Below are 13,057 nucleotides of genomic sequence, written 5' to 3' on the forward strand. Positions count from 1 at the left end.
CAGACGCATACCGGACTTCGTCGCACCTGCCGCGATGAAGCCGACCCACCAAAGAGGCCCTGATGAGCGATACCCCCATCCCCACCCGATCCGAGATGCCATTCAGCCGCCTCGCGCATTTCCCCGTCACTTTCTTTGCCTGTGTCATGGGACTGGCCGGGCTGACGCTTGCATTGCACCGGGCCGAGCTCAGCTTTGGATGGGGGAATACCGCCAGCAGCGCCGCACTCGCCGTGACCCTGATGGTCTTTGTGCTGATCTCCGCCGTGTTCACGATGAAAGCCCTGCGCAAGACAAAGGACTTTGCGGCCGAATGGCACCATCCGGTGAAACTTGCCTTTTTCCCGGCCATTTCGATCTCCCTGCTGTTGATATCGGCCGCATTGCTGCCAATGGCCGAAGGCATCGCCCGCATCGTCTGGCTGGTCGGTGCAACCGCGCAAGGCGCGCTGACGCTGGCGGTGCTGTCGGGCTGGATCGGGCACCGTCCCTTCCAGCCGATGCATATCTCGCCCGCGTGGTTCATCCCTGCGGTGGGCAACGTGGTCGTGCCGATTGCCGGTATTCCGCTGGGCTTTGCCGAAACCTCGTGGATGTTCTTCTCTGCCGGGCTGATGTTCTGGCTCGTCCTGCTCACCCTTGTGATGAACCGGCTGATTTTTCACGATCCGCTGCCCGCCCGGCTGTATCCGACCTTGGTGATCCTGCTGGCGCCGCCCGCGGTGGCGTTTCTGGGGTGGCTGCAACTCAACGGCGGTGTGCTCGACCCGATGGCACGCGTCCTCTACGGGCTGACGCTCGTCTTTCTGGGCCTCGTTCTGACACAGGCACCGGGGCTGATCCGGCTGCCATTCGCGATTTCCTGGTGGGCGCTCAGCTTTCCGGTAGCAGGGCTGACCATCGCCACGCTGCGCTTTGCGGAACTGTCCGGTTCGCGCGCGCACCTGATCGCCGGGTCCATCTTTCTGGCAGCGCTCTGCGTGATCATGGCGGGCCTTGTCGCGCGGACTGTGCTCGCCATTCTGAGGGACGAGATCTGCCGCCCGGAGTGAGCGCTGCGCCAAGTGGCGCGCGGGGCTGCGCAGCGATTGCCGCATCTGAAATCGGTTGTCCCCGACCGCTAAACGTAGATGATCTGAGAACAACCGATTGCCACCAAACCGCTGATCTGAAAGGGCGCGAAGATGTCTTTGGCTGAAACCCGCACCGCGCGCATCCTCGCCCGGCAGTTGTTCGACGGGGTCGGGGCCACCCCCCTCAGCGACCGCGTGGTCGAGATCACTGAAGGCAGGGTCTCCGCCATCCGGCCCGCTACCGCGGACGACGCGCGGGGGCAGGACATTACCGAACACGACATCGTGGCGCCGGGGTTCATCGATTTGCAGATCAACGGCGCGGCCGATGCGCAGTTCAACTTTGCCCCAACTGTCGAGACGCTGAAGACGATGGCAGAGGGTGCGCGTCAGGGGGGCACGGCCCATATCCTGCCCACGTTCATCACCGCCCCGGACAAGGATTACCTTCGCGCGATTTCAGCGACCGAAGAGGCGATCAGGACGCGGATTCCGGGCATATTGGGCCTGCATCTTGAAGGTCCGTTCCTGTCACATGACCGCCCGGGCATTCACGATCCCGCCGCGATCCGCAGCCTGGAAGAGGACGATCTGAGCGCCCTGACCAGCAGCGATCTGGCGACCTTGCTGCTGACCGTAGCACCCGAGGCCCTGCCCCCCGGCACAATGGAGCGGTTGTCCAACGCTGGGATCCGGGTCTTTGCCGGTCACAGCCAGGCCACCGCCGATCAGATTGCACAAGCCCAGGCAGAGGGCCTTGTCGGCGTCACACATCTGTTCAACGCCATGTCACAGCTGACGGGCCGGGAACCGGGCGTCGTGGGCGCGACCTTCGCATCGCAATCGCTTTACGCCGGGATCATCGCCGATGGCCACCATGTCGACTGGCGCAACGTTGCGCTGGCGGCGCGGCTGATGCCGGACCGCCTGTGCCTCGTGAGCGACGCGATGTTGACCCTTGCGGGCACGCAGACAGGGTTTGAATTGCACGGCGTGGAAATCAGGCTTGAAGACGGGCGGCTCACGGATCGGGAGGGGCGCCTCGCCGGGGCGCATGTCAGCCTTGTCGAATGCCTGCGCAATGTGGTTGAGCACGCAGGCATCGAACTGGGCACTGCGCTAAAGATGCTGTCGACGAACCCCGCCCACGCCCTTGGGCTGGAACGCGAACTGGGCCAGCTTGAGGTCGGCAAGCGCGCCTCGATCACCTGCCTGTCGCGGGACCTGAAGGTGACGGGCGTTTATGTCGATGGGCAGGACTTCAGCCCCGCAGGCAGCTAGGCCCTGACAAGCAAGGCGCCACCAGAGGGATCAGAACGCTTCGGGCCGCGCCTCACGCGCCATGTGATCCAGCACGGCATTGACGAATTTCGCCTCTTTGCCCTCAGGGAAAAAGGCCTGCGCCACGTCCACGAACTCCACGATCACGACTTTCGGAGGCGTCTCGCCCAGCAAAAGCTCTGCCCCGGCGGCACGGAACAGGGCGCGCAGCGTCGGATCGATCCGCGCGATCGGCCATTTGGCCACCAGCGCCCGGTCGGTCATCTGGTCGATGCGGGCCTGATTGTTCACCGCCTCGTCCAGCAGGGCGCGGAAGTGGTCGGGATCCCCGTCCACCATCTCATCGCCCTCGTAGACCGCGCCGAAGCGGTGGTCGAGGAATTCCACGCGCACCTGATCCGACGTCTGGCTGGAATGTTCCATCTGGAACAGCGCCTGAACCGCGTAAAGGCGGCTGGCGGATTTCATCTTGCGGCGTTGGTTGCCCGAAAGGGGCGCGGTGTCAGAGGTCATGCGGTCGAAGGGCCCTTGGTTTGGCCAGCGATCTGGAATTCGTCAGAGGCCGGACGAAACCCGACCCCCTTGCGCTGGCCGCCCCACTTACGGGCGAGCGCGATCAGATGCAAGGCCGCAGCGGCTGCTCCGCCGCCCTTGTTTTGTGCGGCCGGGTCGGCGCGCACGGCTGCCTGTTCGTGATTTTCCACCGTCAGAATGCCATTGCCGATACAAAGCCCTTGCAGGCCAAGCAGTTGCAATGCCCGGCTGCTGTCATTGCAAACCGTGTCGTAATGCGTCGTCTCGCCGCGGATCACGCAGCCAAGTGCTACATACCCGTCGAAATTGCTTTGACGGTCCGCGATGCCGATGGCGGTTGGCACCTCCAAAGCGCCCGGAACCTCGACGGTTTCATGGGTTGCGCCGCACGCCTCGATCTCGGCCCGCGCCCCGGCAAGCATGCCGTCGGCAATATCGCGGTAATAGGGCGCCACCACGATCAACAGCTTCACCGGACGGTCGAATTCCGGTCGCGGCAAGGTGTAATGCGATTGTCCAGCCATCAGCCAAGCTCCGATATCTTGTGCGTTCCCGTGATTTCCAACCCGTAGCTTTCCAGCCCGACGATCTTGGGCTTGGGTGAATTGGTCAACAGGATCAACTTTGCCAGTCCCAGCGAGGACAGGATCTGCGCGCCCAGCCCGTATTGGCGCAGCGTCTTTGGTGAAACCTCGTCATGGACATCCAGCTTCATCGCGGTATCGCGCAACAGAACGACCACACCGCGCCCGGCCTCTGCAACGGCCTGCATGGCGCCGCGAAACTCGTCCGCACGCCCACGCGGGCCGGTCCCGATCACATCCAGCATCGGGTCCATTGCGTGCATCCGCACCAGAACGGGATCATCACCAGAGATATCTCCCTTGATCAGGACGATATGTTCGTCGCCATGGGTGCTGTCGGAATAGATCTTCATCTGCCAGTCACCACCGAATTCGCTGGTGATGGTTTCTTCCTTCTGCACGCGCACAAGGTTGTCGTGACGGCGGCGATAGGCGATCAGGTCGCTGATCGTGCCGATCTTCAGCCCGTGCCGCTGCGCGAATGCCACCAGTTCCGGCAGGCGCGACATGGTGCCGTCCTCGTTCATGATTTCGCAGATCACGCCCGAGGGGTTCAAACCGGCAAGCCGGCTGACATCCACCGCAGCCTCTGTATGGCCCGCACGTACCAGCACGCCGCCTTCGCGCGCACGCAGCGGAAAGACATGGCCCGGCGTGGCAATGTCCTGTGCGCCCTTTGATCCGTCGATTGCCACGGCGATCGTCCGGGCCCGGTCGGCCGCCGAAATCCCAGTGGTCACGCCCTCGCGCGCCTCGATCGAAATGGTGAAGGCGGTTTCGTGGCGCGACGAATTGTTGGTGCTCATGAGCTGAAGGCCCAACTGCTCGATCCGTGTGGGCGTCAGTGACAGGCAGATAAGGCCGCGCCCGTGGGTCGCCATGAAGTTGATCGCATCCGGCGTGGCCATCTGCGCGGGGATCACAAGGTCGCCTTCGTTTTCGCGGTCTTCGTGGTCCACCAGAATGAACATGCGCCCGTTGCGCGCGTCATCGACAATTTCCTCGATGGATGAAATCGCGTCGCGCCAATTCTCTTCGACGGGTCCGGGTTCGTTGTAACTCATGAGCAGCCCCTTTGCATGTTGCCCCGCAGATAATTGACCGCGCGGGGTTTGACCAGAGCCTGCCGGAACATCATGCGAAGCTCAGCAGCTCAGGCGGCCCAACCACGCAGACCCGCAAAGACCCTCGTCGCCGTTGCGCGCCCGAAATGGATCAATCCAGCAGGTCCTCGATCGCGTCAAAGGCTTCTTCAAAAAGGCGTGCAGCCAGCCCCTTGCGTTTCTTTCGTTTCTTGGCGGGCTTCTGGTACATCGCTTTCTTGCCAGAGGAATGAGGTCTCTGGCGCGGGTCCACCTTGTGGCGCGGCGCGGAATTATCCGCCGCGACGTCTGCCTTTAGCATCTTCAGATTGTGTAGCGGCGCGCCACAGCTCGCACAGGCCAGCTCGTGCTGCACGTCGCCTCTCAGTTGCAGCGCGGCGCGCGTGCCGCAGTAGCAACAGGTCGCAATCTTGTAATTGGCAGTCATCTACGTCTCCGGACTTTTGAGCCCGATATCGAGCCCGTCCCCTCGGCTTGCAAGGGCCAGGCCCTCAACCTCTTGCCGCATAAAGCGCCACGGCCGCCGCGTTCGAGACGTTGAGAGAGCCGAATTCCCGCGCAAAGGGAATCTTGACCAGCTGGTCACAGGTATCCTTGGTTTTGGGGCGCAGGCCCGGCCCCTCGGCCCCCAGAACAAGCGCCACGGGGCGATCGCGCCGCCCTTCCAGCGCCTGTTCCAGCTCTACATCGGCCTCCCCGTCCAGCCCCAGCAGGATATATCCCATGTCGCGCAGCTTGGTCATCCCGTCTGCAAGGTTGCGGATGCGCAGATAAGGTTGCCGCTCCAACGCGCCCGAGGCCGTCTTGGCCAAAGCGCCTGTCTCGGGTGCGGAATGGTGGATCGTGCCGATCACGGCGGCGGCGCCGAACACCTCGGCCGAGCGCAGGATCGCCCCCACATTATGCGGATCCGTCACGCGGTCCAGCAGCACAAGCCGCGGCGGCGTGGTGCCCTCGCCCAGACACACATCCTCCAGACGCCCCCAGTTGAGCGGTTTGACCTCCAAAGCCGCCCCCTGATGCACCGATTGCGGATCCAGCGGCGCAGAGAACCGGCGCGGATCGCTCATCTCCGGCTCTATCCCCGCGGTGGCGATCGCGGATGCCAACTTGTCTGCGGCGTTCTGCGTCACGATCAGGCGCAGCTTTTCGCGCGCGGGGTTTTCCAGCGCGTCGCGCACCGCATGCAATCCGAACAACCAGACCGTCTCGGCCCCGGCTGCCTTTTTCGCCTGTTCCTTGGCCACTACCCATTTCGGTTTTTTCATCTGTTCGTTCCTCGTTCGCCGCGGCTCGCGACAATGCGCCGAGGCTTTATCTGGCGCAAGGGATTTTCCTGTTGACGACAGTTTGGGGCAAATGTAATCACCCCCTCACGCCGGGCAAGCCCGGTCGTGGGCGACAGGCCGCAAGGTGTGGCAGGGGACTGTAACTCCCTCGCGGAGACGCACGCCTGGTTCGATTCCAGGGTCGCCCACCATTCTCCTCTTCTCATCAATACGAAACTCTCCGGATCGCCGGTTGATGATACACGGGAATGGTCGGCCAGCGTGGCGCGCCGCGTTCCGGCCACCCCCGCTTTACAAAATGCCAGACGCTGCAAAGAAAAACGGGGCCACCGAAGGGGCCCCTAGTTTCGCCAACAAGGCTCTCAAGTTACACCGCCCGACGTGTTTTTCTGCCTGCGGCCTTGCCGGCGTCTAGGGCGAGCGCACCCGCCCCGAGACTTGACTGATCACCGGTAAGGATGACCTGCTGACCGGCCCGTAGGGGCCGCGCTATGTCTGATTTGCGAAGTAGTCCGGACGCATTCACGGGTCGGGGCATGAAGCGCCCCGACCCTTTTCTTGATCAGCTGCAGCCCGATGTGCCGCCGCAGGTGTTGCACTTCATGCAGGTGCCGTTGCGGACCAGCGTGTAGTTGCCGCATTCCCCGCAGGCTTCGCCCTCGTAGCCCTGCATCTTCGCCTTGACGCGCAGATCCATGCTGACCGTGCCCGAGGCCACCGCCGTGGAGGATCCGCCAGAAACCTGCATGGCCACTTCGGGAACCAGGCTGTTGAGCGCGCCAACCGAATCGGCGGCTTCCAGACCGGAGAGCGAGGCCCCGCCCTGCAGCACCACCAGCTCTTGCGGCAGACGCTTGCGCAGATACCCGGTGGAGCTGATCTGTTTCAGCACTTCCAGCGAACGCGACGCCGCGGTTTCGGACATCTCCTTGATGTTGGCGACGCCCTCTTCCACGCCGCGGCCCAGATCGTCAAAGCTCGCCCCTTCGGGTTTGACATGTGCCAGATCGGTGCGGTCCAGATAGGACACGGCCAGTTCGCGGAAGATGTAGTCCAGGATCGAGGTCGCATTCTTGATGCTGTCATTGCCCTGCACCATGCCCGCCGGTTCGAACTTGGTGAAGGTGAAGGCATCGACGAACTCTTCCAGCGGCACGCCGTATTGCAGACCCACGGACACGGCGATGGCAAAGTTGTTCATCATCGCGCGGAAACCGGCACCTTCCTTGTGCATGTCGATGAAGATCTCGCCCAGCGTACCGTCCTGATATTCACCGGTGCGCAGATAGACCTTGTGACCGCCAACGATGGCCTTCTGGGTATAGCCCTTGCGGCGTTCCGGCATCTTCTCGCGGTTGGACTTGGCAACCTCTTTGATGATGATCTTCTCGACGATCTTCTCGGCCAGAACCGTGGCTTTCTCGTGCTGAGAGCCGCTTTCAAGAACCTCGGCCGCGTCCTCGTCATCCTCGACCAGCGCGGATGCCAGAGGCTGCGACAGCTTGGACCCGTCGCGATACAGCGCGTTGGCCTTCACACCCAGCGACCAGCTCAGCTCGTAGGCTTTCTGGCAATCCTCGATGGTGGCGTCATTGGGCATGTTGATCGTCTTGGAGATCGCGCCCGAGATGAAGCTTTGCGCCGCTGCCATCATGTAGATGTGGCTGTCCACGGACAGGAACCGCTTGCCCTTCTTGCCGCATGCATTGGCACAGTCGAAGACCGAGTAATGCTCTTTGCGCAGGAATGGCGCGCCTTCCAGCGTCATCGTCCCGCAGACATGGTCGTTTGCGGCGTCGATATCGGCCTTGGTGAAGCCCAGGTGCCGCAGCAGGTCAAAGGTCGGGTCCGTCAGCTTGTCGGCCGGGATGCCAAGCGTCTGCGTGCAGAACTCCTCGCCCAGCGTCCACTGGTTGAACACGAACCGGATGTCAAAGGCCGAGGCCAGCGCCGATTCAACCTTCTGGATCTCGGTCTCGCCAAAGCCATGGCCGATCAGCGCAGTGTGGGTGATGCCCGGCGCATTGCCCAAGGACCCGTGACCGACCGCATAGGCGACAATCTCGGCGATCTGGCTGGAGGAATAGCCCAGCTTTTCAAGCGCCGCAGGCACCGACTGGTTGATGATCTTGAAGTAACCGCCACCGGCGAGCTTCTTGAATTTGACCAGCGCGAAGTCGGGCTCGATCCCGGTCGTGTCGCAATCCATCACCAGACCGATGGTCCCGGTGGGGGCGATGACCGACACCTGCGCATTGCGGTAGCCATGCTGTTCGCCGAGGCGCAGCGCCTCATCCCAGCTCGACTTGGCCAGTTCAACTAGCGATGCGTCGGGGCAGTTGGCGTGATCCAGCGGCACCGGCTGCGTCGCCAGCTTTTCATAGCCCGTGGTTGCGCCATAGGCCGCGTTGCGGTGGTTGCGGATGACCCGCAGCATGTGGTCGGCATTACGCTTGTAGCCCGAGAAGGCCCCCAGCTCGCCGGCGATCTCGGCGCTGGTGGCGTAGGACACACCGGTCATGATCGCGGTCAGCGCGCCGCACAGCGCCCGGCCTTCGTCCGAATCGTAGCCCAGACCCATGTTCATCAGCAGGCCGCCGATATTGGCATAGCCCAGTCCCAGCGTGCGGAAGTCATACGACAGCTGCGCGATCTCCTTGGACGGGAACTGCGCCATCATCACAGAGATTTCCAGCGTCAGGGTCCACAGACGCGTGGCGTGCATGTATTCTTCGGATTGGAACACGCCGTCCTTGAGGAAGGTCAGCAGGTTCATCGACGCAAGGTTACAGGCCGTGTCATCCAGGAACATGTATTCCGAGCACGGGTTGGACCCGCGGATCGCGCCGTCTTCGGGGCAGGTGTGCCAGTCGTTGACGGTGTCATGGTACTGGATGCCCGGATCGGCACAGGCCCATGCGGCGTGGCCGATATCTTCCCACAGGGTGCGCGCCTTGACGGTCTTGGCGACCGACCCATCGGTGCGGCGGATCAGTTCCCAGTCGGCATCATCCTTGACGGCCTTCAGGAAGGCATCGGTGACACGCACGGAGTTGTTGGAATTCTGGCCGGACACGGACGCGTAGGCTTCGCTGTCCCAATCGGTGTCATAGGTCGGGAATTCGATCGAGCTGTAGCCCTGCCGCGCATAGTCCAGCACGCGCTTGATATATGTCTCGGGGATCGACACCTTCTTGGCGGCGCGCACAGCGGCCTTGAGCGCGTCGTTGACCTTGGGATCATAGGCATCCGCCTCCGCCCCGTCCCATGCCTTGATCGCGGCGAACAGACCGTTGAGCATCTGTTCGTGCATCTTGGAGCCCGCGACGATGCTGGCGACCTTCTGCTCTTCCTTGACCTTCCAGTTCACGAATTCTTCGATATCGGGGTGATCGGCATCGCAGATCACCATCTTGGCCGCACGGCGTGTCGTGCCGCCCGATTTGATAGCACCTGCAGCACGGTCACCGATCTTCAGGAAACCCATCAGGCCGGACGACTTGCCACCACCCGACAGCGGCTCTTGCGCCGCGCGCAGGGACGAGAAGTTGGTGCCGGTGCCGGAGCCGTATTTGAACAGGCGCGCCTCACGCACCCACAGATCCATGATGCCGCCTTCGCTGACCAGATCGTCCTTCACGGACTGGATGAAGCACGCATGGGGCTGCGGATGTTCATAGGCCGAGGTGGATTTGGTCAGCTCGCCGGTCTTGTGGTCGACATAGTAGTGACCCTGGCCCGGGCCATCGATGCCATAGGCCCAGTGCAGGCCGGTGTTGAACCATTGCGGGCTGTTGGGGGCCGCGCGCTGTGTCGCCAACATATGGCGCATTTCGTCGTAATAGGCGCGGGCATCGTCTTCGGTGGTGAAATATCCACCCTTCCAACCCCAATAGGCCCATGCACCGGCCAGACGGTCAAAGACCTGCTTGGAGGACGTCTCGCCACCGGTCTCTACGCCGTTCTTGGCCGGGACAGAGCGCCACAGGAACTCGGGCACGCCCTTTTCCTTGATCTTCTTAAGCCGCGCCGGGACGCCCGCCTTGCGGAAGTATTTCTGCGCGATCACGTCGCTGGCGACCTGACTCCACTTCGCGGGGACTTCGATCTCGTCGAGATGGAACACGACCGTGCCATCGGGATTGCGGATTTCCGAAGTGGTGCTCACGAAATCGATGCCTGCGTAAGCATCTTCTCCGGCGCGAGTGAACTGTCTATCGATCTTCATGTCAGGCTGCCCCATTAACCAGCGTTTTCATTCTTGCGCCCGTTCTCCGGGCATCGGCCACCGACGCTGAGGGACAAGGGAGGTCGAATTCGGATGTTTTGCGGCGCTCTGCCACTCGCTCCGTTTCGATTGCCCGCTGCGAGGCTTCGCCGCCTCCTGATCCCGCCTGCCGCCACTACATGTTGTGGCCCAACGTCCGGTTCACACAAACTGACGTATTCGGGCATAGGAGGTCAACGGATTTATTCGCCTGTTTCGGCTATCTTTTCGGTTGACGGAGTTACCCTCCAATGTTCCCGAGTCGCCCCCAGATATATCCACAGGACAACAAGCGGTAGATTTGCCAATTTACCTATATATTTTAGTCTATTGAGAACGCATTCCCAAACGTCATTCATCTTTTATTAACGTTGCTTAACGGGGTATTACGTCGATGCTGCAGCTGCATAAGGTGGCCGGAAAGTCACGCCGGTCCGGGCGCTTCGGCCTGTTGGCGGCCAACACCTCATCTAGTCCCCTCTAGGGAGATAGAGGCCATAGAACACATATATGTTGTGGTTAACGCGCTTGGGCGGACAATTTTGCATCCGTATTGGCGAATTGCCCTAACATGTCGGGCCACCCGATTCTTGATCTCCAGGCTTCGTAAGATCGGAGCCTCAGACGGACATGGCGGGCAAGGATCGGAGCCCTCACAGAACGCCACCGCGCGGAGGATCTGACCGTCTCCGGCTGTGCCTCCCGGTCAGGGTCGGCCACAGCCGGGCAAGTGATTGGACTTGGTAAATGCGCACTAAGCCAAAGCGATAAAGCGGTACTTTCGCCGATACGGTTCGACGGCACCGGACCTCTGAGGCCGCGCTCTAACAGAGCATCCTGAGCCATATTACACTGGAAGGTCCCGCGAACCGGACAGCCCTCGGCAGTCGCGCCGGTAGATTGCCCATAGGATCTCGATCTGTTGAAAATGGTCGGGACGGCAAGATTCGAACTTGCGACCTACGGTACCCAAAACCGTCGCGCTACCAGGCTGCGCTACGCCCCGAACAGCGGCCTCAATAGCCGCCACCGTCCGAATTGAAAAGCGGTTTTTACGAAGAAATTGGGAAGATGTTGATCTTCAGGGCTCGCAGGGCCATGCGGCCGCTTCCCCGATGGCCGGATGCTGCATCTGGCTGCCCGCAACGATGCCCATGGCATCGGCCAGCCCGCCGTTGATTTCCAGCACGTATTGAATGTTGCTGCCGCCCGGAATCGATGTCTCGTCAAGCGGTATCGCCATGGCATGAACCTTTTGCACCACACCTGCGGCGTCGGCAAAAATCATATCGAGCGGGATCAGGGTATTGCGCATCCAGAACGCGACGGACCCGGGCCGGTCGTAGACAAAAAGCATACCCGCGCTTTTCGGCATCTCACTGCGATGCATGAGGCCCTTCGCGCGCTCGGCACCGTCATCGGCCACTTCTACCGCGAATTGCGCCTGCCCCCAATCGCCGCGCAGCGAAACGCGATCATCGCGGCAGGCCGAAGCCTGTCCCGCGGCCAGCAAGGCGGCGATTGCAAGGGTTAGGCTGCGGATTCCCACGAGCATACCTCGGTTGCCATCAAGCCGCGTTTGCCGTCGATCATGCGAATCGCCAGCGCTTCGCCGGGCTGCAGGTCGGACAGGCCGGACCGCCGCAGCACTTCGACATGAATGAACACATCCTCGGGTCGACCGAAGACATTGGCAAAGCCAAAACCCTTCGCCTTGTCGAACCATTTCACCCTTGCGGGCAATAGAGGTGCGTTCGCGATGATCTCCGGATCGATCTCTTCGAAGTCGGCAAGCGGCAGGCCTTCGGCGCCAAGAGGCGGCACGATGCCAAGCACTTCTGTCGCCTGAACGCCGCGTTCGGTCCTTTGCACAGCAATCTCGACCCGAGCGCCGTCAGCGACGGAACTTTGGCCGAAGTTACGAAGCACATTCGCATGAAGCAGAATATCCGGACCGCCCTCGTCAGCGATGACGAAGCCGAACCCCTTAACCGGATCGAACCACTTTACCTTACCCTGCACGTGCTCGCCGGGTGTCATTTGCATTTCCAAGTCTGTAACCATTCCTTGTCCCCACTTACGTTTGCGCTACAGAATCTTCCAATGCAACCAAAAACCTCAGATATTTGGCCCAATTACAGTTCATGTCACGTGAATTGAGGCCAATTTGTCCGCCAGGTTGACGTCAGGTCCTCCGCGCGTCAGGGGTTGAGTCGCGTGATTTCCCAAGGTGACGCAGGGTCGTTCCGGCGCCAGCGAAACCGGTCGTGAAGACGAAAGGCGCCGTCAGCCCAGAACTCTATTTCCAGTGGCGTGATGCGAAATCCGCCCCAGAACGGGGGCCGGTCGGGGTTCGTCCCCTTGCGTGCCGTGACCTTTGCGACCTCTGCCATCAGCGCGGCGCGGCTCTCCAGCGGGCGCGACTGCTGCGAGGCCCACGCCCCCAGACGGCTCTTTAGCGAGCGTGAGCGATAGTAGCCGTCGGCCTGCGGCCCGTCCTCGCGCGTCACCAATCCCCGAACCCGCACCTGCCTGCGCAAGGATTTCCAATGCAGAACGAACGCCGCCTTGCCAGCGGATGTGATCTCCTGCGCCTTGGCGCTCTCGTAATTGGTGTAGAAGACAAACGCCGCCGGTTCGATTTCCTTCAGAAGCACCATGCGGACATTCGGCAGCCCGGTTTCATCCACGGTGGCAAGCGCCATCGCCTCGGGGTCGTTGATCTCTTCCGATCTGGCCTCCGTCAGCCATGATTGCGCGATGACAAACGGGTCTTCTCCGGCAAAAATGCCACTACGGTCAGTCATGGGATTCCTTTCGGTCGCAAATCGGGCTGCGGAACGGGCTTGCGCGTCACATCGGCGCGCCATACGCGGCCCAAGGCTTGTCGGCAACCTGCCTATCGCCTAAACGGTCATGCAACAAG

General features: G+C 61.8%; 11 protein-coding genes and 2 tRNA genes. 3 read left to right on the forward strand and 10 right to left on the reverse strand.

Annotated features, from left to right (window positions below; translation table 11 throughout):
- Positions 1–62 precede the first annotated feature (62 nt).
- Both EDD52_RS07330 and nagA read left to right on the forward strand, forming a co-directional pair.
- Entirely contained in the window at positions 63–1,052 is a 990-nt protein-coding gene (locus EDD52_RS07330) for an SLAC1 anion channel family protein (RefSeq protein WP_243651869.1), read from the forward strand.
- A 132-nt stretch (positions 1,053–1,184) separates the two neighbouring features.
- Positions 1,185–2,354 carry an N-acetylglucosamine-6-phosphate deacetylase gene (gene nagA / locus EDD52_RS07335; RefSeq protein ID WP_132243383.1) on the forward strand — a complete coding sequence of 390 codons (1,170 nt, stop codon included), beginning with the start codon at positions 1,185–1,187 and terminating at the stop codon, positions 2,352–2,354.
- Positions 2,355–2,384: 30 nt separating this feature from the next.
- On the opposite strand, the gene nusB is transcribed toward nagA, so the two are convergent.
- From nusB to rlmB, 5 genes are all read right to left on the reverse strand, one after another.
- Entirely contained in the window at positions 2,385–2,867 is a 483-nt protein-coding gene (nusB, locus tag EDD52_RS07340; protein WP_132243385.1) for a transcription antitermination factor NusB, read from the reverse strand.
- Positions 2,864–3,412 (reverse strand): 6,7-dimethyl-8-ribityllumazine synthase, encoded by a 549-nt coding sequence (locus EDD52_RS07345; RefSeq protein WP_132243387.1) that lies wholly within the window; start codon positions 3,410–3,412, stop codon positions 2,864–2,866. The genes nusB and EDD52_RS07345 overlap by 4 nt, the downstream gene beginning before the upstream one ends.
- Positions 3,412–4,536, reverse strand: a complete 1,125-nt coding sequence (gene ribB, locus EDD52_RS07350; protein WP_132243389.1) for a 3,4-dihydroxy-2-butanone-4-phosphate synthase — start codon at positions 4,534–4,536, stop codon at positions 3,412–3,414. The genes EDD52_RS07345 and ribB overlap by 1 nt, the downstream gene beginning before the upstream one ends.
- A 151-nt stretch (positions 4,537–4,687) precedes the next feature.
- Positions 4,688–5,002 carry a hypothetical protein gene (locus EDD52_RS07355; RefSeq protein WP_132243391.1) on the reverse strand — a complete coding sequence of 105 codons (315 nt, stop codon included), beginning with the start codon at positions 5,000–5,002 and terminating at the stop codon, positions 4,688–4,690.
- A gap of 64 nt (positions 5,003–5,066) precedes the next feature.
- Positions 5,067–5,843, reverse strand: a complete 777-nt coding sequence (gene rlmB, locus EDD52_RS07360) for a 23S rRNA (guanosine(2251)-2'-O)-methyltransferase RlmB (protein WP_132243393.1) — start codon at positions 5,841–5,843, stop codon at positions 5,067–5,069.
- A gap of 128 nt (positions 5,844–5,971) precedes the next feature.
- Between rlmB and EDD52_RS23620 the strand changes: the two genes are divergently transcribed.
- Positions 5,972–6,055 (forward strand) — tRNA-Tyr (locus EDD52_RS23620).
- 371 nt (positions 6,056–6,426) lie between these two features.
- Here the strand turns inward: EDD52_RS23620 and EDD52_RS07365 are convergent.
- The 5 genes from EDD52_RS07365 to pdxH all read right to left on the reverse strand — a co-directional run bounded on the left by EDD52_RS07365 (position 6,427) and on the right by pdxH (position 12,938).
- Entirely contained in the window at positions 6,427–10,092 is a 3,666-nt protein-coding gene (locus EDD52_RS07365; protein WP_132243395.1) for a vitamin B12-dependent ribonucleotide reductase, read from the reverse strand.
- Between the two features lie 968 nt (positions 10,093–11,060).
- Positions 11,061–11,137, reverse strand: a tRNA-Pro gene (locus EDD52_RS07370).
- 75 nt (positions 11,138–11,212) lie between these two features.
- Positions 11,213–11,686 (reverse strand): DUF192 domain-containing protein, encoded by a 474-nt coding sequence (locus tag EDD52_RS07375; protein WP_132243397.1) that lies wholly within the window; start codon positions 11,684–11,686, stop codon positions 11,213–11,215.
- The gene (locus tag EDD52_RS07380) at positions 11,662–12,171 is read right to left on the reverse strand and encodes a cold-shock protein (RefSeq protein WP_243651870.1); all 510 of its coding nucleotides are present in this window, start codon (positions 12,169–12,171) and stop codon (positions 11,662–11,664) included. Before EDD52_RS07380 ends, EDD52_RS07375 begins: the two co-directional genes overlap by 25 nt.
- Positions 12,172–12,332: 161 nt before the next feature.
- On the reverse strand, positions 12,333–12,938 hold the full coding sequence (pdxH, locus tag EDD52_RS07385) for a pyridoxamine 5'-phosphate oxidase (RefSeq protein ID WP_132243399.1): 606 nt from the start codon (positions 12,936–12,938) through the stop codon (positions 12,333–12,335).
- Positions 12,939–13,057: the final 119 nt, after the last annotated feature.

Origin of the sequence: Primorskyibacter sedentarius, assembly GCF_004342065.1 — a bacterium.
Lineage (GTDB): Bacteria > Pseudomonadota > Alphaproteobacteria > Rhodobacterales > Rhodobacteraceae > Primorskyibacter > Primorskyibacter sedentarius.